Here is a 23,706-nt window from a genome sequence, read left to right as displayed (position 1 = left end):
GATGTGCGTCTGACCGAATTTCGTGAACTGCTCACCGAGGAGTTCGGCTCCGTTCGAGGCAATTCCCTGCTCGCCGATCATGTGCTGTCCGGTATCGGACGGACGGGCGCGCAGGCCATCGAAGACGGTGTCGACCCGCGGGAAGTATGGCGGTCGATCTGTTACGAGTTCGATGTGCCCAAGGAACGTTGGTAGCTCCACCGCATCGGCTCGAGTCGCTCGGCGTGTCGAAAGCCGTGGTAGTTGACTCGAACACGTGTTCGCCTATGCTGATGTCAACGGTTGCTGGCCGGTCTCGAAGAACTTCTTGTCGGTACCCCGTTCTAGCGTTACCGCCAACAAGCTGATCGACAGACACAGCTGAACGAAACGACACAGGGAGCTCACGATGGCTGCATACGACCGCGACAAAGCGCTCGATCTCGCACTCGCGCAGATCGACAAGAATTTCGGTAAGGGCTCGGTGATGCGCCTCGGCGACGAGGTCCGTCAGCCCATCGCCGTCATCCCCACGGGATCGATCGCGCTCGACGTGGCACTCGGCATCGGAGGTCTGCCCCGCGGCCGAGTCATCGAGGTCTACGGTCCTGAGTCCTCGGGTAAGACCACCGTCGCATTGCACGCGGTGGCCAGCGCTCAGCGTGCCGGCGGAATCGCCGCGTTCATCGATGCCGAGCACGCGCTCGACCCCGACTACGCGAAGAAGCTCGGTGTCGACACCGACGCACTGTTGGTCTCGCAGCCCGACACCGGTGAGCAGGCCCTGGAAATCGCCGACATGTTGATTCGCTCCGGTGCCCTCGACATCCTCGTCGTCGACTCGGTGGCCGCACTGGTACCGCGCGCCGAGATCGAAGGCGAGATGGGTGACAGTCACGTGGGTCTGCAGGCTCGTCTGATGAGCCAGGCGCTGCGCAAGATCACCGGTGCCATGAGCAACTCCGGCACCACCGTGATCTTCATCAACCAGTTGCGCGAAAAGATCGGCGTCATGTTCGGTTCCCCCGAAACCACCACCGGTGGTAAGGCATTGAAGTTCTATGCCTCGGTACGTCTGGACATCCGTCGGATCGAGACGCTGAAGGACGGAACCGAGGCCATCGGTAACCGCACCCGTGTCAAGGTCGTCAAGAACAAGGTCGCCCCGCCTTTCAAGCAGGCCGAATTCGACATCATCTACGGCAAGGGCATCAGCCGTGAAGGCTCGTTGATCGACATGGGTGTCGAGCACGGGTTCATCCGCAAGTCGGGCTCGTGGTTCACCTACGAAGGCGATCAGCTCGGACAGGGCAAGGAGAACGCCCGTAAGTTCATGCTCGAGAATCCCGATGTGCGTGACGAAATCGAGAAGAAGATCATGGAGAAGCTGCAGATCGGTGCGGACGTCACCGCAGAGGAGCCCGCAGCTGCTCCGGTCGACTTCTAACCTGGGTTCGCTGTGCAGCAGCGAGACAACGGCGGCGGCACCGAAGCGCAGGCGAAAGACGTCTGCCTTCGGCTGCTGACCGACCGGGCACGCAGCAGACACGAACTCGAAGCCAGCTTGTCCAAGAAGGGTTTCACCCACGAGGTCTCCACCGCAGTGCTCGACCGACTCGAGAAGGCGAAACTCGTCGACGACGAGTCGTTCGCGGAGCAGTGGGTTCAATCTCGGCACAAGTACTCCGGCAAGGGCAAACGCGCCCTGAGCATGGAGCTGCGGAACAAAGGCGTCAGCAACGAGTTGGCCGTGAACGCCCTGGATCTGATCGATGCCGAAGACGAGCGTCAGCGTGCTGCGGAGTTGGTGCGCAAACGATTCCGAACACTGCATCTGCCGGATCCGAACGGGCCCGACGCACGAGCCGAACGCGACAAAGTGGTGCGCAAGTTGGTCGGGATGCTGGCCCGCCGCGGCTACTCGCAGGGAATGGCATTCGCCGTGGTCAAGGAACAACTCGATCGCGCAGGAGCCGACACCGAAGACTTCGACGGCCCAGATTCGATGTGATCGTCCACATCGAGTTCAGGTAGTCGAGAAACAGTATGGCCCGCAACACCATCGGTGTTGCGGGCCATACTGCTGTGCAGCCGAACGGTGCGGAGCTCAGGCCGCTTGACCGCCGTCGAGCGCAGGCACGACAGCGGCGTTGCCGCCCTTACGCTTTCGCGATCGCAGACGCCGCTCGACCACGGTCGCCAGTTTCGTCAACGCCGAGTTGATGATGATCATGATGACGGCGACGATGATCAGCGACGGGAGGTAGTTGCTGTAGAACGCGCCGACCTGCTGACCGGAACGGACTACTTCGACGTACCCGATGATGTATCCCAGCGCCGAGTCCTTCAGTGCCACCACCATCTGCGAGATGATGGCGGGCAGCATCGCGGTCACGGCCTGGGGGAGCAGTACCAGGGTCATGACCTGGCTCTTGCGCATGCCCAGCGCCGAGGCGGCTTCGCGCTGACCCTTCGGCAGTGAATTGACTCCGGCACGTACGATCTCGGCGATCACCGATCCGTTGTACAGAGTGAGGCCGGTGACCACCGCGGCCAACGCCAGGTACTTGACCTTGAAGACCTCGTAATCGGCGTACACCGCGTACAGGAAGATCATCAGGATCAGCACGGGAACTGCACGGAACAATTCGACGATCGCACCGCTGACGATCCGTACAGCGCGGTGATCCGAGAGGCGGCCGATGCCGAGGACGGCACCGAGAATCAGGGCGAACACGATCGACAATGCCGCCGCGACCAGAGTTCCCTGAATACCGGGCAACAGATACGTGGTCCACGTTGTCGATTCGAGGAACGGGTCCCACTTCTCGGCAGTGAGCTGCCCCTTCGAGTCGAGGGCGCGGTAGATCAGAAATGCGATTCCGAGCGAGATCACCGCGACGACGACAGTCAGAATGCGGTATCGCAGTACCGCTTTGGGTCCGGGAACGTCGTACAGAACTGCTACTGCATCACTCATCATGACACCGCCAATCGCTTGCTGATGTAGCCGAACAGCAACCCGGTCGGGAGCGTCAAGATCATGAAGCCGAGCGCGAAGATTCCGCCGACGACGAAGATCGCGGCCTCGTTCTCGATCATGTTCTTCATCAGGAACGACGCCTCGGCGACGCCGATGACCGATGCGATGGTCGTGTTCTTCGTCAACGCGATCACGACGCTTCCCAGCGGGCCGACCACCGCGCGGAACGCCTGAGGAAGAACGACGATCGAGATGTTCTGGGTGAACGTCATTCCCAGCGAGCGGCCCGCTTCGGCCTGCCCCACCGGGACGGTGTTGATGCCCGATCGCAGTGACTCGGCCACGAACGACGCGGTGTAGATGCTCAGCCCGAGGATCGCCAATCGAAAGTTGTTGTCGTCGAGTGACGTCGGTGAGGACTCCGACGCCAGAGAAACGCCCATTGTCTGATATAGCCCGAACGAGGTGAACAGAATGATCAGGGTCAAGGGGGTGTTACGAAAGATGGTGACGTACGTCGCCGCAATTCCGCGCGCAATCGGAATGGGTGATACGCGCATCGCGGCGATGATCGTTCCGATGACCAACGCACCGACGAGGGATGCCAACGTCAGGTAGATGGTCGAGAGGAACGCGTCGATCAGTTGATCGCCGTACTTGCTCAATAGGTTCACGGTGCTTGTTGATCCTCACGGCTCGGCGAGATCGAGCCGTCGTGTCCCGCCCGCGACGAGCGGGACACGACGGCGTGGTCGATCAGTAGCAGTCGATCAGTAGCGGTCGACGGTGGGCGGGCTCGGCAGCGGGTAGCCCGACGCGCCGACGGTGTCGTTGAACGCCTGCTCCCAGGCACCGCTGGTCACCATCTCTTCGATGGCGTCGTTGATCTTGTTGCGTCCGTCGGTGTCGTCCTTGTTCAGGCCGATGCCGTAGTTCTCCGTGGTGAAGGGCTCACCGACCACCTTGAACTGACCGGGGGACTGAGCGGCGTAACCGGCAAGGATGATGTCGTCGGTGGTGACGGCGTCCACGGTGCCGTTGCGCAGTGCTTCGACGCAGGCGGAGTAGGTGTCGAACGGCTGAAGCTGGACTCCCGGGTACTCGTCGGCGATGTTCTGTGCCGGGGTGGAACCGGTGACCGAGCACAGCTTCTTGCCCTCGAGTGAATCGGGACCGGTGATGTCGGTGTTGTCCTGCTTCACCAGGAGCGACTGACCTGCCACGAAGTACGGTCCGGCGAAGCCGACCTTCTCCTTGCGGGTGTCGGTGATGGAGTAGGTGGCGACGATGTAGTCGACCTCACCGTTCTGGATCAGCGTCTCGCGCTGCGCGGACGGGGATTCCTTGAATTCGATGTTCGCCTCGTCGACACCGAGCTTGCCTGCGACGTACTTGGCCACCTCGACGTCGAAGCCGCTGAACGAGCCGTCCGGATTGCGGAGGCCGAGGCCCGGCTGATCGAACTTGATGCCGACGATGAGGCTGCCGTTCTCGGCGCTGCTCGAGATGGTGCGCGCTTCTTCGCCGCCGCCACAGGCGGTGGCGACGATGGACAGAGCGGCGATGGCGACACCGAGGCGAAGCGGTCGGGTGATTCTCACAGTGAATGTCCTTCGGATAGGTCGTACGTACGGGGACGAGCGGTGAATCTGATCAGTGACCGAGGATCTTGCCGAGGAAGTCCTTGGCGCGTTCGGACTTCGGGGACTTGAAGAAGGTTTCGGGATCGGTGTCCTCGACGACGGCACCGTCGGCCATGAAGATGACTCGGTCGCCTGCCTTGCGGGCGAAGCCCATCTCGTGGGTGACGACGAGCATTGTCATGCCCTCCTTGGCCAGCGAGGTCATGACGTCGAGTACCTCGTTGACCATCTCCGGATCCAGGGCCGAGGTGGGCTCGTCGAAGAGCATCACTTTGGGGTTCATGGCGAGTGAGCGGGCGATGGCCACGCGCTGTTGCTGACCACCCGACAGCTGAGCCGGGTACTTGTCTGCCTGGTTGGCGATGCCGACGCGTTCGAGCAGAGCCAGTGCGCTCTTCTCGGCCTCGTCCTTCTTGAGCTTTCTCACCTTCATCGGTGCCAGCATGACGTTCTGCAGAATGGTCTTGTGTGCGAAGAGGTTGAACGACTGGAACACCATGCCGACATCCGCACGCAGTGCAGCGAGGGCCTTGCCCTCGGCGGGGAGTAGATCCCCGTCGACCTCGATGGCACCGGAATCGATCGGCTCCAACCGGTTGATCGTCCGGCACAGCGTCGACTTGCCGGATCCGGACGGACCCACGACGATGACGACCTGGCCGGCCGGCACTTCGAGATTGATGTCCTTGAGTACGTGCAGATCACCGAAGTGCTTGTCGACGGATTTGAGCGAGATCATCGAAGGGGCGCCCGGCGGTGGTGTCGCTGCCGGGGCGTCGGTGGCGTGCGTCATAGGTGGAAACCCTATGCGTAGTTTCCTCGCCGACCGGCGTTTTCGCCCGCAGTCTTCGATTATGTAATGGAAACTTTACTGTCGGCACGCATAGCGCCTGCACAGTCCGCGGAGGGCCCCGTGACCCCGGCGTGTCCGCCCGTGCGATGGACGTACCCTGAAGAGGTGCAAACGAGTGTTTTTTCGACCGTGGACGTGACCGATCGCGGGAGCGTCGACCCCGAGACGGCCAGTGCCCCATCGGCGGCAGGCGCCCGCAGCTACGAGGTGCGCACACACGGCTGCCAGATGAACGTTCATGATTCCGAACGCCTGTCCGGGCTGCTCGAAGAGGCCGGTTACGTGCCCGCCGACGCCGGTACCGACGCAGATCTCGTCGTGTTCAACACGTGCGCTGTACGCGAGAACGCGGACAACAAGCTGTACGGAAACCTCGGCATGCTCCGGCCCGCGAAGACGCGGAACCCCAACATGCAGATTGCCGTCGGCGGTTGCCTGGCTCAGAAGGACCGCAACACCGTCGTGGACAAGGCTCCGTGGGTGGACGTGGTCTTCGGTACGCACAACATCGGGTCGCTGCCGGTACTGCTCGAGCGCGCCCGGCACAACGAGCAGGCTCAGGTCGAGATACTCGAGTCTCTCGACGCCTTCCCGTCCACCCTGCCGGCCAAGCGGGAGTCCGCGTACGCCGGCTGGGTATCGATTTCGGTGGGCTGCAACAACACCTGCACGTTCTGCATCGTTCCGGCGCTGCGCGGCAAGGAGATCGACCGCAGGCCGGGCGACATCCTTGCCGAGGTACAGGCTTTGGTGGACCAGGGCGTGCTCGAGGTGACGCTGCTGGGGCAGAACGTCAACGCCTACGGTGCCTCGTTCGCCGACCCCGATCTGCCTCGCGACCGCGGGGCGTTCGCCGCGCTGCTGAACGCGTGCGGATCCATCGAAGGACTCGAGCGAGTGCGGTTCACGTCTCCGCATCCGGCCGAGTTCACCGACGACGTCATCGAGGCGATGGCATCGACCCCGAACATCTGTCCCACGCTGCACATGCCGCTGCAGTCCGGCTCGGACCGAATCCTCAAGGCGATGCGCAGGTCCTATCGACAGACGAAGTTCATGGGCATCATCGACAAGGTTCGCGCGGCCATGCCGCACGCGGCCATCACCACCGACATCATCGTCGGTTTCCCCGGCGAGACCGAAGAAGATTTCGAGCAGACCCTCGAGGTGGTGCGGCGTGCGAAGTTCGCCAACGCGTACACCTTCCAGTACTCCAAGCGCCCGGGCACCCCGGCGGCCGACATGCCCGATCAGGTACCGAAAGAGGTTGTACAGGAACGGTATCTGCGGTTGATCGCGTTGCAGGAGGAGATCGTCCTGGCCGCGAATCAGGCCCTGATCGGCACCGAGGTCGAATTGCTCGTCGCCACCGGTGAGGGGCGCAAGAACAACGCAACTCATCGGATGAGCGGACGCGCCAGGGACGGCCGACTGGTGCACTTCGCCGTCGACGCCGAGCGGGCGGGCGACATTCGCCCGGGCGACGTCGTCACGACGACCCTCACCGCCGCGGCCCCGTACCACCTGATCGCCGACGCCGGAGTGCTGACGCACCGACGGACCGCGGCAGGCGACGCCCACGAACGCGGCATCATGCCGAAGACGGCCCCGATCGGGGTCGGTCTCGGACTTCCCTCGATCGGTGCCCCGGCACCGCTTCCGGTTCAGACAGGATGCACCGTATGACAGACACAGATGGACCCGATCGCGTCGTACCCTCGCGAACCGCCGAGGAACTCGGACGAACCGAGCGAGCGGTGATGACCGAGCTGGATCCGGGAGCGCGAGCCATGGTGGTGGCCGGTCTTGTGCTGGTTCTGTTGGTCACGTTCGCGTTGCCGCACACCGGATCGGCCACCGGATTCGACGTGCTGACGGGCAGCGACGCAGCGGTCGCGGAATCGATTGCCCTGCCGTCGCGCGTTTTCGTCGTGCTGGTGCTGACGTTCGGTGTGGTGATGTCGGTGCTCGCGCTGGTCACCCGCGTCTGGGCGCTGGCCTGGGCCGCCCTCGCCGGGTGTGCGGTGTCGTCGGTGTACGGGATGCTCTCGATCTGGACGCGGCAGACCGTGCCGGACAACCTGCAGGGCGGCGGACCGGGCATCGGTCTCGTCATTGCGTGGATCGCGGTGATGGTGCTGACGTTCCATTGGCTCAAAGCCGTATGGAACAAGACCAACTCTCAGCTCGCCGCTCAGGAACAGCGCCGTATCGCGGCGGCGTCGGGCGAGCAGAAGCTACGCCTGTGGGACGGCCACTCGAACCCCTGAGTTCGTGTGGCCGCCCGCACTGCAGGTCACAACTCGTCGACGGCACTTTCCGCGGCATCGGCCCATTCACGCCACTGCTGGGCCTGCGCACGCGCCCGTTCGGCGTCCTTGGTCTTGCCTGCCGCCGTCGCCTTGGCCGCTTGATCCTCGAACTGGGCCACTCGCTCACGGAACTGAGCCGCGCGGGCAACCGCCTCGGGGTCGGACCGACGCCACTGAGACTCCACGGCGTCGTGGACGGTCTTCTCGATCGCGCGGAGCTTGCCTTCGAGTTCCTGCATCTTCTCGCGCGGAACCTTGCCGATGGCGTCCCACTTGTCCTGCAGATCACGCAGCGCCGCACGAGCAGCGTCGAGGTCCTTGCTCGGATCGATATGTGTCTTCGCCAACAACGCTTCCTTGGCCTCGGCGTTGGCCTCGAATTCCGCGTCGCGCTCCGACGCCGCGGCGTTGCGTGCCGCGAAGAACACGTCCTGGGCGGCCTTGAAGTTCTTCCACAATGCGTCGTCGGCGTCCCGCGGAGCTCGGCCCGACGCTTTCCACTCCACCAACAGGTCTCGGAATGCGGCTGCAGTGGGACCCCAATCGGTGGACGAGGACAACGCTTTTGCGCGCTCGACCAGCTCTTCCTTGCGGGTCTTGGCTGCTCCTCGCTCCCGATCGAGATCGGCGAAATGCGCACCACGACGCCGGTTGAAGTTCTCCCTGGCCTTCGAGTACCGCTTCCACAGCGCATCGTCGATCTTTCGATCCACCCCGCGGATCGTCTTCCATTCGTCCAGAATTTCGCGCAGCCGATCCCCGGCATGCTTCCACTGCGTCGATTCACTGCCGATCTGCTCGGCTTCGGCGGCGAGGGCTTCCTTGCGGGCAGTGTGCTCGGCGCGTTCGAGCTCTTTCTCCTGCTTGGCGACCGCCGCTGCTGCGTCGGAGTGCTCGACGACGGCGTGGAGTCGGCGAGCCAGCAGATCGAGGTCGCCGATCACCGCAGCCGTCGGAAGGCTCTCCAGCAGCGCCGAGGCCGCAGCCTTGGTTTTCTTGGCATCACCGGTACCCGACGTCAGTCGGGCTTCGAGCAGTCCGACCTCGGTGGCCAGATCGTCGTAGCGCCGCCCGAAATGCGCGAGGCCTTCCGCTGCGTCGCCCGCTTGCCAGGAGCCGACCTGACGCTCGCCGTCCGAGGTGCTCACCCACGCGGTGCCGTCGTCGTCGACCCGGCCGTACTTGCTCGGATCGCTCGCCGGCGCGACCACGGTGGGCACATGCGCGGCCGTCGGGTGTGGCTTGGCTGCCGAGGAGCCACCGGGGCGGGGTGCGCCGGGACGAGGAGAAGCAGAACTCGGTCCGCCGGGCTTCGGTCCGCCGCCGGGCTTGGGGCCGCCACCTGGCTTGGGTCCTCCGGTCGAAGGTGTAATGGTCGCGTCACCACCGGAATGATCGGCGGGTGCAACCGACGACGGGGCGTCGGGGGTGGTGGGGGTACCGGCGTTCGGGTCGGTCATTGTTCCTCATCTCTGCCGCGCGTCACGGCTGCCTACGATCGCGATCTGGACACCATTGAACTCGGTGACGACCGATCGGACCATTGAAACAGCTCAGACGGTTCGAGGTGGACTCGTCCGGCCAAGTCGCGTCACCGACTAGCGTGATACGTGTGTTCTGTGCCGCGGCCCTGGTGCCCTCTCCGCCGTTACTGGTCCCCGAACTGATGGGCCGGGCAGCAGCCGAGGCAACCGAGCTTCGGGCCGCTGCTGTGTCTGCTGTCGAGCAGCTGTCCGCGGTGGCCGACCGGTGGCTCGCGGTCGGCGTCGACGACGGCGAGGGGCGGTACGACGAGACGACGGTCGGCACCCTGCGTGGGTACGGCGTCGATGTGGAGGTGCGGCTGTCCGGTTCGCCGGCACGGTCCGGGCCGGACCCCGAGTTGCCGCCGGCGGTTCTCCTCGCCGGCTGGCTGCGCGGTGCGGCGGCGGCCGACAGGGCAATCGAGGTCCGCACGGTACCCGCGGACGCGAGCGCACGGTGGTGCTCGCACACCGGGATGGAACTGCGCCGCGAACTCGACGCGTCCGACGACAGGTGGGGAGTGTTGGTGCTGGCAGACGGCGCGAACACCCTCACCCCGAAGGCACCGGGGTCGTTCGATTCGCGCGCCGCGGACGTGCAGCGTCGCATCGACGATGCTCTTGCCACCGCCGACGTCGACGCCCTCGCGGAGCTCGACGAGGGCCTCTGCGCAGCGATCGGCGTGCGGGGCCGACCGGCCTGGCAGATGCTCGCAGCACTCGCGGGAACCGACGCCGTCTCGACGACCGAGCTGTATCGGGGCGCACCGTTCGGTGTCGGATACTTCGTCGGGCTCTGGTCCCGTGGCTGACGAAACCGGGGCGACCGCCGAGGATTCGGCCACGACACCGGTGGCAGTGATCGGACCGACCGCTGCGGGCAAATCGGACCTGGCGCTGGACCTGGCCGAGGAGCTGGGCGGGGAGATCGTCAACATCGACGCGATGCAGCAATACCGGGGGATGGACATCGGTACCGCGAAAGTGACCGTGCCGGAGCGCCGCGGCATCGTGCACCATCAGCTCGATGTGCTCGAGGTCACCGATATCGCGACGGTGGCGCGTTACCAATCGGCTGCCGTCGCCGACGTCGAGAACATTCGATCCCGTGGCCGTCGGCCGATCATCGTGGGCGGTTCGATGATGTACGTCCAATCACTGCTCGACGAATGGGCCTTTCCCGCCACGGACCCGGTCGTCCGGGCCAAGTGGGAGGCGGTGCTCGAACGCGACGGAGTCGACGCGATCCACCGCGCTCTGACGGAGGTCGATCCGGACGCTGCCGCGTCGATCCTGCCCACGGACGGACGGCGGATGGTGCGGGCCTTGGAAGTGGTCGAATTGACCGGTCGGCCTTTCGCAGCCTCGGCCCCGGTCATCGGTGAACCGCGCTGGGGCACGGTGGTGCTCGGCGTCGACCGTGAGACCGCAGAGTTGGACGAGAGGATCGATCTGCGTACTCGGCGCATGTTCGATTCCGGGTTGCTCGACGAGGTCGAAGCGTTGCTGGATCTCGGCCTGCGCGACGGAGTGACGGCGTCACGGGCGATCGGATACGCCCAGGCGCTCGATGTGCTGGCCGGGGAGTACGACGTCGACCATGCGCGTGAGCGGACGTTCATCGGCACCAGGCGCTATGTGCGTCGCCAGCGGTCGTGGTTCCGCCGCGACGAACGAGTGCGGTGGCTCGACGGCGCATCGCCCACCCTGCGGTCGGATGCGCTGTCCGCGATCGAACTCGGCTAGGTCGGTCCCCGTAGACTCGCCGACATGGAATTCGCCAAGGGCCACGGAACGCAGAACGATTTCGTCGTGCTGCCGGATCCCGGTGCCGAGCTCGAACTCACCAGGTCGGCGGTCGCGGTGCTGTGTGATCGACGGCAGGGGATCGGCGCCGACGGGGTACTGCGTGTCGCGCGCGCCGGGGTGCTGCGGGACGCGGGTGTGCTCGATCGAATCCCGGCCGGTGTCGAGGCCGAGGACTGGTTCATGGACTACCGCAACGGTGACGGCACCATCGCCGAGATGTGCGGAAACGGGGTCCGAGTCTTCGCGCACTACCTGCGAGTCCACGATCTCGAGCAGCGCGATCAGTTCGTGGTCGGCTCTCGCGCAGGCGCACGTGCGGTGACGGTGCACTCGTACGACGAGACCGATGCCGACGTGACCGTGGCCATGGGCGACGTCACCCTGCTGGGTTCGAGCGCGACGACCCTGGCCGGTGCAGCGTACGAGGGGATCGGTGTCGATGTCGGGAACCCGCATCTGGCCTGCGTCGATCCCGCGCTGAACCGCACCGCGTTGCGGGCGCTGGACTTCACGGCTCCGCCGACTCTCGATTCCGAGTTCTTTCCCCACGGTGCGAACGTCGAGATTCTGACCCGGCTCGACGACGGTGCAGTCGAGATGCGCGTCTTCGAACGCGGCGTCGGAGAGACACGCTCGTGTGGCACCGGAACCGTCGCTGCCGCCGCTGCCGCGCTCAGTTACGAGGGGCTCGAGACCGGAGACGTGAGTGTCGGTGTGCTCGGCGGTCGGGTCCGAGTGTCCATCGACCACGTCGGTGCAACCCTGCGCGGACCGTCGGTACTGCTCGCCCGGGGAGAGGTCGACGACCGTTGGTTCGCCGGGCAGTCCTGACCGTCGCGCCGGCTCCGAGCGAAACCCGCGTGCACACGCTGGGCTTTTCGTGGATCATGGGAGTTGTATGACGAACTCACATGAAACATCACCTGCGGGCGAACCGGTCGACCATGATGCCGACGGTTCACCCGATACCGCATCTGCATGGACCCGCGAGGAGTCCGACGCATGGTCGAGGCGGATGGCGCGCTCACCCCTCGACGATGACTCCCCGTCCTCGGGCGATATGCAACTCGAGGAGCGGACTGCGCTGCGACGAGTCGCCGGACTGTCGACCGAGCTCGCCGACGTCACCGAGGTCGAGTACCGGCAGTTGCGCCTCGAACGCGTCGTACTGGTCGGAGTATGGACCACCGGTACTGCGGCACAGGCCGAATCCAGCATGACCGAACTGGCCGCGCTCGCCGAGACTGCAGGCTCCGAAGTACTCGAGGCGCTGATGCAGCGTCGGGACAAACCCGACGCGGCAACCTACATCGGCTCGGGCAAAGCCAAGGAACTGCGCGACATCGTGCTCGCGACCGGGGCCGATACTGTGATCTGCGACGGCGAACTGACGCCCGCCCAGCTCAATGCGCTGGAAAAGGTCGTCAAGGTCAAGGTCATCGATCGAACCGCACTGATCCTCGACATCTTCGCGCAGCACGCGACGTCACGAGAAGGCAAGGCACAGGTCGCCTTCGCCCAGATGGAATACATGTTGCCCAGGCTCCGCGGCTGGGGTGAATCCATGTCGCGTCAGGCCGGCGGACGCGCCGGTAGCAACGGCGGCGTGGGTCTTCGTGGACCGGGTGAGACGAAGATCGAGACCGATCGCCGACGCATCCGTGAGCGCATGGCCAAGCTCCGCCGTGAGATCAAAGGCATGAAGCAGGCTCGCGACACCAAACGCGAGCAGCGGCTCAGTGGCACGGTGCCGTCGATCGCGATCGTCGGATACACCAATGCGGGCAAGTCGAGTCTGTTGAACGCGCTGACCGGTTCCGGTGTGCTGGTTCAGAATGCGCTGTTTGCAACCCTCGATCCGACGACGCGGAAGTCGACGCTCGAAGACGGCCGCGCGATCGTGCTGACCGATACCGTCGGATTCGTCCGGCATTTGCCGACCCAGCTGGTCGAGGCCTTCCGCTCCACACTGGAGGAAGTGACCGACGCCGACCTGTTGCTGCACGTGGTCGACGGTTCCGATCCGCTACCGATCGATCAAATCAAAGCAGTACGCGAAGTGATCACCGAGGTGGTCCGCGAGCAGGACGCGAAGATGCCACCGGAGTTGTTGGTGGTCAACAAGATCGACGCCGCAGATCCGGTCCAGCTGACGCAGTTGCGTGGCCTGCTCGACGGCGCACGATTCGTCTCGGCCAAGACCGGTGAAGGCATCGATGCGCTGCGGGATCACCTCGGCGACATACTGTCCGAGCCCGATGTGTTGGTCGACGTTCTCGTCCCGTACACCCGCGGCGACCTGGTCGCCAGGATCCACACCGATGGCCGAATAGTGCAGTCGACGCACGAGGCGGACGGCACGCGCGTCGAAGCTCGTGTGCCGCAATCACTTGCGGCCGCCCTCGTCGAGTTCACCGCGACCGTACCCAGCGCCTGAGTTCGGTGAATCCGCGCGCAGTGGTGCGTGGTGGCGCCGCGGCCGTGGTCGGCACGGCGATCGTGCTGACTTGTGCTTCGACCGCCCTGGCCGCGCCGGTCGACGTTGTAACCTACTGTCTACCAACCGATCCCGGACTCGAAGAGCTGTCCGGTGCGACGGTGCTCGACGGCACCGTGTACGGGATCGGCGACAGCGGTGCCGACGATCGGGTCGCGGTGCTCGACGCGAACTGTGCGGTGCAGCGTTGGATCGACGTTCCCGTCGACCCGTACGACGTGGAGGACATGGCGTCGTACGACGGTTCACTGTGGTTGGCCGACATCGGCGACAATCAGTTGCGCCGCGACACTGTGGCACTGACGCGAATGGACCCGGAAACAGGCGCGGGCGAGCTGTATCGACTGGCCTACCCCGACGGCGCACACGACGCCGAGACACTGCTCATCGAACCCGGCGGTCGGCCGGTGATCGTCACCAAGGAACTCTCGGGTGTCAGCGGGGTGTACGTACCGACCGGAGACGAATCCGTCACCGATCTGAGCAGTCCGGGCCCGACGCCGCTGCGCAAGGTCGGTGAGATGGCTTTCACGGCCACCGGTACGGCCGGTGGGCCGCCGTTCGTGGTCGGCTCGATTCTGGCGACCGGGGGAGCGGTGAGTGCAGACGGATCGACCGCCGTGGTGCGCACGTACACCGATGCGTATGTGTTCCGTCCGCCCGACGGGGACGTCGCGTCGGCGCTGGTCGACCCCACCTCACCCCGAGCCGTCGTCGCGCTACCGGCTCAGCCGCAGGGCGAGGCGGCGACGTTCCTGGACGACGGTTCCGTTCTGCTCGCGTCGGAAGCCGGGTTCGCACCGACCGACGGAACGCTGCCGCCCATTTTGAAGATTCCGAACCTGACGTCGGTGGAGCTGTCGACACCATCAACCGCCTCGGTTGCGCCGGCGTCGCCGACCCGCGATTCTGCTGCTCCTGCGGCACCCGCACAGACGACGACAGCGACGGACTCGGAATGGAAATTCCGAGCTGCCGTCGCTGCCGGGGTGGTGCTGATCGCCGGAGCGGTGGGATTCACCGTCCGGCGATCGATGCGCTCTGGTTAGGCGTCCAGATCTGCTTCGACGAGTGCTGCAACTTTGTCGAGTGCTGCTTGGTCGTCGCTGGTGACGGTGACTTCGGTGCCCTTGGTGGCGCCGAGGGTCATGATCATCAGCGCCGAACCGGCGTCCACCGGCTCGGAGTCCGCTGTTGCCAGCGTGACGTCGACTCCGGCTTCGGCTACGGCATCGGCGATCAGTGCTGCGGGGCGGGCGTGCAGGCCGATCGAGGATCCGACTGCGACTGTGGTGCTGGGCATGTGCTGCTCCTTGCGTAGTGGGTTCGTTGGATCGTATCGAGCGTCAGACGGTGGCGAGTGCCGGGTCGAGTTCGGCGTCGGTCGGTGCGTTCTTGCCCTTGATGAACTGCTTGGCGGAGACCACCAGGAATGCGGAGACGATGGTGCCCACGGCCAGCGAGACGATGAACCACAGGATGTTTCCGATGGCGAAGAACACGAAGATCCCGCCGTGGGGCGCGCTGAGGGTGACGTTGAAGGCCATGATCATGGCACCGGTGACTGCGCCGCCGGCCATCATCGAGGGGATGACGCGGAACGGATCGGCCGCGGCGAACGGGATGGCGCCCTCGGAGATGAATGCTGCTCCGAGGAACCATGCAGCCTTACCGTTCTCGCGCTCGGCCTCGGTGAACAGACGCGAACGAACGGTCGAGGCCAGTGCCATGGCCAGGGGCGGCACCATTCCGGCCGCCATGACCGCTGCCATGATGCGCAGTGAGGCGGTGTCGGTGACCGACAGGCCTGCAGTGGCGAAGGCGTAGGCCGCCTTGTTGACCGGTCCGCCGAGGTCGAAGCACATCATCAGGCCGAGAATGATGCCGAGGATGATGACCGAGGAACCGCTGAGTCCGTTGAGCCAGTCGGTCAGTCCATTGGTGATCGCGGCGAGCGGCTTGCCGAGCAGCAGGAACATGATCGCGCCGACGATGAGGGTGGCGAACAGCGGGATGATGACAACCGGCATCAGGCCACGCAGAACCGCGGGGATCTTCCACTTGCTGATCCACAGTGCGACGAAGCCGGCGATCAGGCCACCGACGAGACCGCCGATGAAGCCTGCGCCCACCAACACGGCCACTGCGCCGGCGGTGAAACCTGGTGCCAGACCTGGTCTGTCGGCTATGGCATAGGAAATGTAACCGGCCAGCGCGGGCACCAGGAAGCTGAAGGACAGCGCGCCGATCTGGAACAGCACGGCACCGAGGTAGGCGGCGATTCCGCCGTCGGGCAGCGAAGTGATGGAGTTGTTGACGACGATGTCCTCGGCGACATCCTTGATTTCGTACCCACCGAGCAGGAATCCGAGGGCGATCAGGAGTCCACCGGCGGCGACGAACGGAATCATGTAGCTGACACCGGTCAGCAGGATCTGACGCAGGCGGGTGCCCCATCCGAGCTCACCGGCAGAGTCGGTGGAGCCGGCCGCGACAGCGGTGCCGCCGACGCGAGCAGCATCCGGATTGAGAGCTGCGCGGAGCGCTTCGGTGACCATGACGTCGGGCTCGTTGATGGCGCGCTTGACGCCGGAAGAGATGACGGGCTTACCGGCGAATCGCTCACGGCCCTTGACGCCCACGTCGGTGGCGAAGATGACGGCCTCGGCACCGGCGATGAGTGCGGGGTCGAGGGGCGTGCTGCCGCTCGAGCCCTGAGTCTCCACGTGCACCGTGACACCCGCGCGCTCGCCTGCGGCGACGAGTGAATCGGCAGCCATGTAGGTGTGCGCAATTCCGGTGGGGCAGGCGGTGATTGCCACGATGTGCTTGGGCGAGGCGGATGTTGCCGTCTCGGGGGTGGCTGCAGGCGCACTGTGCTTCGCGGTGTCGACCGGCGCAGCTGCAGCGGTTGCGGCAACCGGCTTGGCGGCCGGGTTGATGACTCCGTCGACCAGCGAGACGATCTCGGCGGGCGAGGACGCGTTGCGCAGTGAGGTGACGAATTCGGGCTTGACCAGTGCCCGAGCCAGGCTGGAGAGCAGCTTCATGTGCGCCGAACCGGCTCCGGCCGGTGCAGCGATGAGGAAGACGAGGTCGGCGGGGCCGTCGGGGGCGCCGAAGTCGACCTTGGGGTTCAGGCGGGCGAAGCCGAGCGAGGCGCTCGTGACCGCCTCGGAACGGCAGTGCGGAATTGCGATGCCGCCGGGCAGGCCGGTGGCCGACTGGGCTTCGCGCGCAAGGGCTGCGTCGCGCAGGGCGTCGGTGTCGGTTGCGCGACCCGCGTGGGCCAGCACGCCTGCGAGGCGTTCGATGACGGCAGCTTTGGATTCGCCCAGATCGGCGTCGAGTAGGATCAGATCCTCGGCGATGATCGGCTGATCTTCGGTGGGGGTGGACATGGGGGCTCCTAGAGACGGTTCGAAGAAGGGGAGAGCGTGGACGGGGTGACGGACGTGGAGATGTCGAGCGCGCGAACCGTCACCGAAGTCGGATGGGTCTGCTCGGGCAGGGGAAGCGTGGTGCCTGGAAGTGCGGTGGCTGCCGTTCCGTAGGCGACGGCGCGGCGAAGTTTGTCTGCGTCGGAACAGTTCTCGACGTCGGCCAGAATGTAGCCGGCCAGCGAGGAGTCTCCTGCGCCGACGGTGCTGACGGCCGTGATCGGAGGTGGGCTGGCGTACCAGGCACCGCCCTGGGTGACCAGGACTGCTCCGGCGCTGCCGAGCGTCGCCAGTACGGCACCCACTCCTCGGCCGAGAAGAATCGTTGCGGCGGCGACGGCGGCCGATGGATCACCCTGTGCTGCAGCGCTTTCCAGCTCCTCGGAATCGTACCCGGTGAGCTGGGCGAGTTCCTCCGAGTTGGGCTTGATCAGGTCGGGTGCCGATTCCGGAAACCGATCTGCGAGAGCGAGCAGCGGCTCGTCGGAGGTGTCCACCGCAACTTTGGCCGTGGTAGCGCGAAGGGCGACAACCAGTTCCGCGTACCACTCGACGGGCAGGCCGGGAGGAAGCGAACCCGACAGCACCACCCACTCGGCATCGACAGCGAGAGTGAGAATCCGGTCTCGCAGCTCGGCGCGTGTCTGCTCCGACACGGTGGCACCCGGCTCGTTGATCTTGGTGGTCGTGCCACCGATTTCGCTGACGGTGATGTTGGTGCGCGCCGGTCCGGACGTCGGAACTGCCGAGTATCGAACGCCTTTGGCGGACATCGCGTCGAGTAATGGATCGCCGACGTTGGCCGGCAGGACGGCCAGCGCCTCTACTCCCGATCCGCCGATGACGCGAGCGACGTTGACGCCCTTGCCGCCCGGGTCGACGGCCGAGGACGACGCCCGGTGCACGCCGCCGCGGGTCAGCGGCGTCTCGAGCGTGACCGTGCGGTCCATGCTCGGATTGGCCGTGAGCGTGACCATCATGCGATCACCACCTCGATTCCTTTGTTGCTGAGTTGTTTACGGTCTTCGTTCGAGATGTCGCTGTCGGTGACGATGACGTCGATGGTGTCTACTCGGGCGAAACTCACCAGGTGCTCGCGGCCGATCTTCGACGAATCTGCCAGCACGACAACATGGTTCGCGGCGTCGACCATGGCGCGCTTGACCGCGGCTTCGTCGCTGTCGGGGGTGGACAGTCCGTGTCCGACGCTGATGGCGTTGGTTCCGATGAACGCAACGTCCACCCGTAGCCATTCGAGGGCGCGCAGTGCCTCGTCGCCCACAGCGGCCTGTGTCGTTCCTCGAACACGCCCGCCGAGCAATCGAAGACTGATGCTCGGCATGGTTGCGGCCCGGGCTGCGATCGGTACGGAATTGGTGACCATGGTGAGTTCGCGATCGTGCGGTAGCAGTCCCGCCAGGCGGCCGGTGGTGGTGCCCGCATCGAAGACCGCACTGCCGCCGACGGGTGGGAGGAACGACAATGCAGCCGCTGCGATCGCATCCTTCTGGTCCGCGCGGGTGAATTCCCGCTCCGAAACGCCCGGCTCGAGTGTGGTCAGCGCCGAGGCGGGTACTGCTCCACCGTGCACGCGGCGTACCACTCCGAGTCGATCGAGGGTGGCCAGATCGCGTCGCACGGTTTCGGTGGTGACCCCGTAGTTGGCAGCCAGGTCGTTGACGGAGACGCGTCCTTGCGTGCTGATCAGCTCAGCGATGGCGTGCTGTCTTTCTTCTGCGTACACCTGCGTCTCCTTCCCGGTTGATGTTGCTTTATGTTGTTTTACGCCCGTGTGTGTTGACATGTCAAGGGTTTGGAGTAATCTCGGTCACAACATCATCGGGAAGCCAGGTGCGGCACACTCATCTGACATCCGGGACGACAGACGTACACGCAGGATCCGAGGAGGACCACATGACGGGATCGGTCAGCACCGCATCGACCGGACACACCGATGCAACACCTGCTGCAGATGGGACGTCGTCGATCGGAGCGGAGTCCACGACACTGCTCGGCACGCCCGTCGTGCCCGGAGTCGGCTACGGACCCGTCATCCGTCCCGGGGCACGTCCGGCCATCCCGGCCGACACCGGTGAGGTGGCCGAGGCCGATCGGGAGTCCGAGAAGGCTGTGTTCGATGCAGCGGCGAACGCCGTCGCGACGCGGCTGCGCGGCCGTGCAGAGTTGGCGACCGGGGCAGCGTCGGAGGTGCTGTCGGCGAATGCGGCCATGGCATCGGACCGTGGTTGGCTCGGGGCCGCACGATCCTCGATCGCCAAGGGCAGCACCGCCGTCACCGCCACTGCTGCCGCGACCGAGAAGTTCGCCGCCATGTTCACCCAGCTCGGCGGATTGATGGTCGAACGAGTGACCGATCTGCGCGACATTCGAGATCGCGTCATCGCCGAAATTCTCGGTGTGCCCGAGCCGGGTGTTCCCGTGCCGGCCGAACCGTCGGTACTGTTCGCCGACGACTTGGCACCCGCCGACACCGCGGGCCTCGACCCCACCCTCATCGTCGGCCTCGCCACCTCACTGGGCGGCCCGACCAGTCACACCGCGATCATCGCGCGGCAGCTGGGGATTCCCTGCATCGTGGCCGTCGCAGGTCTCGACGACATCGCCGCCGGCACGCATGCATCCGTGGACGGAACCAGTGGACGCATCGAACTGGAACCGGATGCCGACACCGCCCGCGCAGCAGTCGTCTCGGCCAGGGACGAATTGGACCGAGTGTCTCGGTGGACCGGGCCGGGCGCGACCTCCGACGGACATTCCGTCGATATCCTCGCCAACGTCCAGGACGGTGCCGGTGCCCGCGCAGCGCGCTCCAGCGCAGCCGACGGGGTGGGGTTGTTCCGCACCGAACTGTGCTTTCTGGACCGCGATTCCGAACCGACCGTCGACGAGCAAGCCGAGATCTACGGCCAGGTCCTCGACGCCTTCGCAGGTAAGAAGGTCGTCGTCCGCACCCTGGACGCCGGCTCGGACAAACCACTTCGCTTCGCCAACCACCCCGACGAGGCCAATCCGGCGCTCGGCATCCGCGGTATCCGTATCGCCGAAGCCGACCGCGGCATTCTGTACCGCCAGCTCGACGGCATCGCCGCGGCAGCCAAGGCGACCGAGTCGTCCCCGTGGGTGATGGCACCGATGATCGCCACCGCGCAGGAAGCACAGGACTTCGCCGCGGATGTGCGCGAACGCGGACTGACCCCGGGCGTCATGATCGAGATTCCCGCTGCCGCTCTGCTCGCCGAGCACATCCTCGAGCACGTGGACTTTCTGTCCATCGGTACCAACGACCTGGCTCAGTACACGATGGCCGCCGACAGGATGTCGGCCCAGCTGGCCGGTCTGACCGATCCGTGGCAACCGGCCGTGCTCGCACTGGTGGCGCACACGGCCGCGGCCGGCGCGAAGGTGGGCAAGCCCGTCGGTGTCTGCGGCGAGGCTGCCGCCGACCCCCTGCTGGCCTGTGTGCTGGTAGGAATGGGCATCACGTCGTTGTCCGCGGCCTCCGCCGCCGTCGCCCACGTCGGGTCCAAGTTGGCGACCGTGACCCTCGATCAGTGCAAGGCCGCAGCTGCAGCTGCACTGAAGACCGACAGCACCGCCGCAGCCCGTGAGGCAGTGAGCGCGATCCTCGGGTGACGCAATAGTCTCTTCCCATCATGAGAACTAAGGGTTGGACGCTGCACGGAAACGGACGAACCGTCGACGCGGGGGCGGTGGTCGCACCGGACGAACGCTTGTCGTGGCCACGCACTGTCGGCATCGGGATGCAGCACGTCGTCGCGATGTTCGGGGCGACACTGTTGGTTCCGACCATCACCGGGTTCCCGGTCTCGACGACGCTGCTGTTCTCGGGCATCGGTACTGCGCTGTTCCTGATCATCACGCGCGGGCGGGTGCCGAGCTACCTCGGGTCGTCGTTCGCCTTCCTGGCCCCGCTCGGTGCGACCGCAGCCGACGGACCCGCCGCGCAGCTCGGTGCCGTTCTGTGTGTCGGCGTCGTGCTGGCTGCGATCGGCTTCGTCGTGAAGTTCGCCGGAGCGCGGGTACTCGACGCAGCGATGCCGCCCGTCGTCACCGGTGCGGTGGTCGTATTGATCGGGCTCAATCTGGCCCCTGCCGCGACGACCTCGTTCGAGGCGCAACCGCTCGTCGCGGCCGTCACCCTGGTGGCGATTCTCCTCGCGACGGCCGTCGGTCCCGGTCTGGTGGGTCGGCTCGGAATCCTGCTCGGTGTGGTCGTGGGCTGGGTATTCGCTGCCGTCACCGGCGGTATCGCGCAACCACGACTCGATGCTCTGAGCGCCGCGAGCTGGATCGGGTTACCCGAGTTCCGTGGCCCGTCCTTCCAGCTGTCGGTGATTCTGGTGGCGCTGCCGGTGGTGATCGTCCTCGTCGCCGAGAACGTCGGACACGTCAAAGCCGTCGCGGCGATGACCGGAAAGAACCTCGACGACGTCGCCGGTGACGCTCTGATCGCCGATGGGTTGGCGACCACCCTCGCCGGTGCGGCCGGTGGATCGGGAACCACCACGTACGCGGAAAACATCGGCGTCATGGCCGCCACCCGCGTGTACTCGACCGCGGCGTACTGGGTTGCCGCGATCACCGCGATCGTGTTGGCGTTCTCGCCCAAGTTCGGTGCGCTGATCTTCACCGTCCCGGACGGTGTCATCGGTGGAGCGACACTCGTGCTCTACGGACTCATCGGACTGCTCGGCGTTCGAATCTGGACCGATGCCAAGGTGGATTTCACCGATCCGGTGAACCTCACCGTCGTCGCCGCCGCACTCGTCGCCGGAATCGGCGACCTGACGCTCTCCGTCGGATCGGTCGAACTCGGTGGTATCGCGTGGGGATCGCTGGGCATCCTCGTGGGATACCCGATCGTCTCGGCGTTGGCCCGAGGGAGAACGACTCGACGACGCTAGCAGGGGCGGTCACGGATCGCGCACGTTTTGGTCATCGACCCCCGGTGCACCGCGAACGTACTGTTGAACGGTGACGTCAGTCGCACCGACGACCGCGCTGTGACACCCCTTTCTCGTGGTCGAGGACGGTGCGCACCGAACAAGGAGACCCGCGTGGAACGCACACTTTTCGAGCCCGAGCACGAGCTGTTCCGGGAGTCGTACCGGAAGTTTCTCGAACAGCACGTAGCCCCCAATCACGCGAAGTGGGAAGAGCAGAACATCGTCGACCGCGGCGTCTGGGTAGAGGCCGGCAAGCAGGGCTTCCTCGGGACTGCCGCACCGGAGGAGTTCGGCGGCGGCGGCGTCAAGGACTTCCGCTACAACGCCATCGTCACCGAGGAAACCACCCGCGGCGGCTACAGCGGCATCGGCTTCACCCTGCACAACGACGTCGTCGCGCCGTACTTCATCGAGTTGGCCAACGACGAGCAGAAGCAGCGGTGGCTGCCCGGATTCTGCTCCGGTGAGCTGATCACCGCGATCGCCATGACCGAGCCGGGTACCGGTAGCGACCTGCAGGGCATCAAGACCAAGGCCGTTCGGGACGGCGACGACTGGGTACTGAACGGCTCGAAGACGTTCATCACCAACGGCATCAATGCCGATCTGATCATCGTCGTAGCGTGCACCGACCCCGAGAAAGGTGCCCAGGGCTTCAGCCTGTTGGTCGTAGAGCGCGACATGCCCGGATTCGAGCGTGGTCGCAACCTCGACAAGATCGGCATGAAGGCCCAGGACACTGCGGAACTCAGCTTCACCGACGTTCGGGTTCCTGCCGCCAACCTGCTCGGCGAAGAAGGTATGGGCTTCATCTACCTGATGCAGAACTTGCCTCAGGAGCGGCTCTCGATTGCCGTCGTCGCCGCTGCGGCCATGGAATCGGCACTGGAGATGACCATTCAGTACTGCCGTGACCGCAAGGCATTCGGTAAGTCGATCGGAAAGTTCCAGAACACGCGATTCGTGTTGGCGGAACTCGCTACCGAAACCACCGCCACCCGCATCATGGTCGACAAATTCATCGAACTGCTCAACGACGGCAAGTTGACCGTGCAGGAAGCTGCCATGGCCAAGTGGTGGACCACCGAGAACCAGGTCAAGCTCATCGACCGGTGCCTTCAGCTGCACGGTGGGTACGGCTACATGAAGGAGTACCCGATTGCCAAGGCGTACATGGATTCTCGGGTACAGACCATCTACGGCGGCACCACGGAGATCATGAAGGAGATCATCGGTCGCGGACTGAATCTCTGATTCTTTCCATCGTTCAGGACCGACGAGAAGGGCCGCAGCATCGGCGGGTTCTAACGATCCCCGCAACACCCTCGATTTGAGGGAGTTGCGGGGATCGTGGCATGTGCTGGGTTGAAGGTGCGGTTTTTCGAGGCGTTGGACCGTGAGGACGGGAATGTCAGCGCGGCCGCACGCTGTGTCGGGGTGAACCGGAACACTGCCTTCGGGTGGGTTCGTCAGGCGGGTGTGCAAGGGCGCGGAAGGAGCGGCCGGGCCGAGCATTCGGGTCGGGGACGATACGAGGAACTCCGCTCGTCGGGAATCTCGCGGCGCGAGGCTGCTCGGGAGGTTGGGGTCCACCTCCGGACCGCGCAGGACTGGGACGGGGGCATCCGCAAGATCGGTGGTGCGCGCCTGCACCCGGATGGTCGACGTATCGACTACAA

Annotated in this window: 22 protein-coding genes and 1 pseudogene; 14 read left to right on the top strand and 9 right to left on the bottom strand. The window is 65.2% G+C overall.

The genetic code is table 11. The annotated features are described in order from the left end of the window. The first annotated feature begins 3 nt into the window (after positions 1-3). The 3 genes from AB0O58_RS10445 to AB0O58_RS10435 all read left to right on the top strand — a co-directional run bounded on the left by AB0O58_RS10445 (position 4) and on the right by AB0O58_RS10435 (position 1,990). A complete protein-coding gene (locus tag AB0O58_RS10445) occupies positions 4-195 on the top strand; it encodes a DUF3046 domain-containing protein (RefSeq protein WP_027496833.1) in 192 nt (63 codons plus the stop codon). 193 nt (positions 196-388) lie between these two features. After that, positions 389-1,426 (top strand): recombinase RecA, encoded by a 1,038-nt coding sequence (gene recA / locus AB0O58_RS10440; protein ID WP_027496834.1) that lies wholly within the window; start codon positions 389-391, stop codon positions 1,424-1,426. A gap of 12 nt (positions 1,427-1,438) precedes the next feature. Beyond that, on the top strand, positions 1,439-1,990 hold the full coding sequence (locus AB0O58_RS10435; protein WP_032366472.1) for a regulatory protein RecX: 552 nt from the start codon (positions 1,439-1,441) through the stop codon (positions 1,988-1,990). A gap of 96 nt (positions 1,991-2,086) precedes the next feature. Here AB0O58_RS10435 and AB0O58_RS10430 read toward each other — a convergent pair whose 3' ends face one another. From AB0O58_RS10430 to AB0O58_RS10415, 4 genes are all read right to left on the bottom strand, one after another. Next, positions 2,087-2,959: an amino acid ABC transporter permease gene (locus tag AB0O58_RS10430; protein ID WP_310181699.1), complete on the bottom strand. Its 873-nt coding sequence runs from the start codon at positions 2,957-2,959 to the stop codon at positions 2,087-2,089. After that, positions 2,959-3,636: an amino acid ABC transporter permease gene (locus tag AB0O58_RS10425; RefSeq protein ID WP_027496837.1), complete on the bottom strand. Its 678-nt coding sequence runs from the start codon at positions 3,634-3,636 to the stop codon at positions 2,959-2,961. Before AB0O58_RS10425 ends, AB0O58_RS10430 begins: the two co-directional genes overlap by 1 nt. Positions 3,637-3,732: 96 nt before the next feature. After that, the gene (locus tag AB0O58_RS10420) at positions 3,733-4,563 is read right to left on the bottom strand and encodes a glutamate ABC transporter substrate-binding protein (RefSeq protein WP_027496838.1); all 831 of its coding nucleotides are present in this window, start codon (positions 4,561-4,563) and stop codon (positions 3,733-3,735) included. Between the two features lie 52 nt (positions 4,564-4,615). Then, the gene (locus AB0O58_RS10415) at positions 4,616-5,344 is read right to left on the bottom strand and encodes an amino acid ABC transporter ATP-binding protein (RefSeq protein ID WP_174557262.1); all 729 of its coding nucleotides are present in this window, start codon (positions 5,342-5,344) and stop codon (positions 4,616-4,618) included. A gap of 249 nt (positions 5,345-5,593) precedes the next feature. Here AB0O58_RS10415 and miaB point away from each other — a divergent pair, with 249 nt between their 5' ends. Together miaB and AB0O58_RS10405 are read left to right on the top strand one after the other, a co-directional pair. Continuing rightward, positions 5,594-7,144 (top strand): tRNA (N6-isopentenyl adenosine(37)-C2)-methylthiotransferase MiaB, encoded by a 1,551-nt coding sequence (gene miaB / locus AB0O58_RS10410; RefSeq protein WP_366238198.1) that lies wholly within the window; start codon positions 5,594-5,596, stop codon positions 7,142-7,144. Beyond that, the gene (locus AB0O58_RS10405) at positions 7,141-7,728 is read left to right on the top strand and encodes a hypothetical protein (protein ID WP_032366619.1); all 588 of its coding nucleotides are present in this window, start codon (positions 7,141-7,143) and stop codon (positions 7,726-7,728) included. Before miaB ends, AB0O58_RS10405 begins: the two co-directional genes overlap by 4 nt. Positions 7,729-7,754: 26 nt before the next feature. Here AB0O58_RS10405 and AB0O58_RS10400 read toward each other — a convergent pair whose 3' ends face one another. Next, on the bottom strand, positions 7,755-9,230 hold the full coding sequence (locus AB0O58_RS10400) for a DUF349 domain-containing protein (protein WP_230595122.1): 1,476 nt from the start codon (positions 9,228-9,230) through the stop codon (positions 7,755-7,757). A 152-nt stretch (positions 9,231-9,382) separates the two neighbouring features. Here AB0O58_RS10400 and AB0O58_RS10395 point away from each other — a divergent pair, with 152 nt between their 5' ends. From AB0O58_RS10395 to AB0O58_RS10375, 5 genes are all read left to right on the top strand, one after another. Beyond that, complete coding sequence (locus AB0O58_RS10395; protein ID WP_366238170.1) at positions 9,383-10,105, top strand: class III extradiol dioxygenase subunit B-like domain-containing protein; 723 nt, start codon at positions 9,383-9,385, stop codon at positions 10,103-10,105. Then, a complete protein-coding gene (gene miaA, locus AB0O58_RS10390) occupies positions 10,098-11,039 on the top strand; it encodes a tRNA (adenosine(37)-N6)-dimethylallyltransferase MiaA (RefSeq protein ID WP_045841802.1) in 942 nt (313 codons plus the stop codon). Before AB0O58_RS10395 ends, miaA begins: the two co-directional genes overlap by 8 nt. Positions 11,040-11,063: 24 nt before the next feature. Continuing rightward, the gene (gene dapF, locus AB0O58_RS10385) at positions 11,064-11,933 is read left to right on the top strand and encodes a diaminopimelate epimerase (protein WP_363796781.1); all 870 of its coding nucleotides are present in this window, start codon (positions 11,064-11,066) and stop codon (positions 11,931-11,933) included. Between the two features lie 184 nt (positions 11,934-12,117). Continuing rightward, the gene (hflX, locus tag AB0O58_RS10380; RefSeq protein WP_051365137.1) at positions 12,118-13,539 is read left to right on the top strand and encodes a GTPase HflX; all 1,422 of its coding nucleotides are present in this window, start codon (positions 12,118-12,120) and stop codon (positions 13,537-13,539) included. A 5-nt stretch (positions 13,540-13,544) separates the two neighbouring features. Further along, positions 13,545-14,648 carry a hypothetical protein gene (locus AB0O58_RS10375; RefSeq protein WP_366238169.1) on the top strand — a complete coding sequence of 368 codons (1,104 nt, stop codon included), beginning with the start codon at positions 13,545-13,547 and terminating at the stop codon, positions 14,646-14,648. Here the strand turns inward: AB0O58_RS10375 and AB0O58_RS10370 are convergent. Genes AB0O58_RS10370 through AB0O58_RS10355 form a run of 4 tightly spaced genes read right to left on the bottom strand, consistent with a single transcriptional unit; the run spans position 14,645 to position 18,783 of the window. Continuing rightward, on the bottom strand, positions 14,645-14,902 hold the full coding sequence (locus AB0O58_RS10370; RefSeq protein WP_027496848.1) for an HPr family phosphocarrier protein: 258 nt from the start codon (positions 14,900-14,902) through the stop codon (positions 14,645-14,647). The two genes, AB0O58_RS10375 and AB0O58_RS10370, sit on opposite strands and share 4 nt — an antisense overlap. A 43-nt stretch (positions 14,903-14,945) precedes the next feature. Continuing rightward, complete coding sequence (locus AB0O58_RS10365; RefSeq protein WP_366238168.1) at positions 14,946-17,000, bottom strand: fructose-specific PTS transporter subunit EIIC; 2,055 nt, start codon at positions 16,998-17,000, stop codon at positions 14,946-14,948. Between the two features lie 8 nt (positions 17,001-17,008). Then, entirely contained in the window at positions 17,009-18,019 is a 1,011-nt protein-coding gene (locus tag AB0O58_RS10360; RefSeq protein ID WP_032383682.1) for a 1-phosphofructokinase family hexose kinase, read from the bottom strand. Beyond that, positions 18,016-18,783, bottom strand: coding sequence for a DeoR/GlpR family DNA-binding transcription regulator (locus tag AB0O58_RS10355; RefSeq protein ID WP_027496851.1), 768 nt, complete (start codon positions 18,781-18,783; stop codon positions 18,016-18,018). The genes AB0O58_RS10360 and AB0O58_RS10355 overlap by 4 nt, the downstream gene beginning before the upstream one ends. A gap of 170 nt (positions 18,784-18,953) precedes the next feature. Here AB0O58_RS10355 and ptsP point away from each other — a divergent pair, with 170 nt between their 5' ends. The 4 genes and pseudogenes from ptsP to AB0O58_RS10335 all read left to right on the top strand — a co-directional run. Continuing rightward, the gene (ptsP, locus tag AB0O58_RS10350) at positions 18,954-20,693 is read left to right on the top strand and encodes a phosphoenolpyruvate--protein phosphotransferase (protein WP_366238167.1); all 1,740 of its coding nucleotides are present in this window, start codon (positions 18,954-18,956) and stop codon (positions 20,691-20,693) included. Positions 20,694-20,713: 20 nt separating this feature from the next. Then, positions 20,714-21,985, top strand: coding sequence for a solute carrier family 23 protein (locus AB0O58_RS10345; RefSeq protein WP_366238166.1), 1,272 nt, complete (start codon positions 20,714-20,716; stop codon positions 21,983-21,985). 153 nt (positions 21,986-22,138) lie between these two features. Beyond that, a complete protein-coding gene (locus AB0O58_RS10340) occupies positions 22,139-23,281 on the top strand; it encodes an acyl-CoA dehydrogenase family protein (RefSeq protein WP_027496854.1) in 1,143 nt (380 codons plus the stop codon). 96 nt (positions 23,282-23,377) lie between these two features. Continuing rightward, a pseudogene (locus AB0O58_RS10335) lies at positions 23,378-23,706 on the top strand (IS30 family transposase); the annotation flags it as partial.

Source organism: Rhodococcus sp. NPDC080181 (assembly GCF_040702225.1).
Classification (GTDB): Bacteria; Actinomycetota; Actinomycetes; order Mycobacteriales; family Mycobacteriaceae; genus Rhodococcoides; species Rhodococcoides fascians.
Note: the sequence above shows the minus strand (reverse complement) of the source record. Positions and strands in the feature narration are given on the sequence as shown.

Coding starts and splice junctions, on each gene's coding strand:
- AB0O58_RS10345 (WP_366238166.1), top strand. CDS start 20,714: ATGAGAACTAAGGGTTGGACGCTGCACGGAAACGGACGAACCGTCGAC.
- dapF (WP_363796781.1), top strand. CDS start 11,064: ATGGAATTCGCCAAGGGCCACGGAACGCAGAACGATTTCGTCGTGCTG.
- AB0O58_RS10415 (WP_174557262.1), bottom strand. CDS start 5,344: ATGATCTCGCTCAAATCCGTCGACAAGCACTTCGGTGATCTGCACGTA.
- recA (WP_027496834.1), top strand. CDS start 389: ATGGCTGCATACGACCGCGACAAAGCGCTCGATCTCGCACTCGCGCAG.
- AB0O58_RS10430 (WP_310181699.1), bottom strand. CDS start 2,959: ATGAGTGATGCAGTAGCAGTTCTGTACGACGTTCCCGGACCCAAAGCG.
- AB0O58_RS10400 (WP_230595122.1), bottom strand. CDS start 9,230: ATGACCGACCCGAACGCCGGTACCCCCACCACCCCCGACGCCCCGTCG.
- ptsP (WP_366238167.1), top strand. CDS start 18,954: ATGACGGGATCGGTCAGCACCGCATCGACCGGACACACCGATGCAACA.
- AB0O58_RS10365 (WP_366238168.1), bottom strand. CDS start 17,000: ATGTCCACCCCCACCGAAGATCAGCCGATCATCGCCGAGGATCTGATC.
- AB0O58_RS10370 (WP_027496848.1), bottom strand. CDS start 14,902: ATGCCCAGCACCACAGTCGCAGTCGGATCCTCGATCGGCCTGCACGCC.
- hflX (WP_051365137.1), top strand. CDS start 12,118: ATGGCGCGCTCACCCCTCGACGATGACTCCCCGTCCTCGGGCGATATG.
- AB0O58_RS10360 (WP_032383682.1), bottom strand. CDS start 18,019: ATGATGGTCACGCTCACGGCCAATCCGAGCATGGACCGCACGGTCACG.
- AB0O58_RS10405 (WP_032366619.1), top strand. CDS start 7,141: ATGACAGACACAGATGGACCCGATCGCGTCGTACCCTCGCGAACCGCC.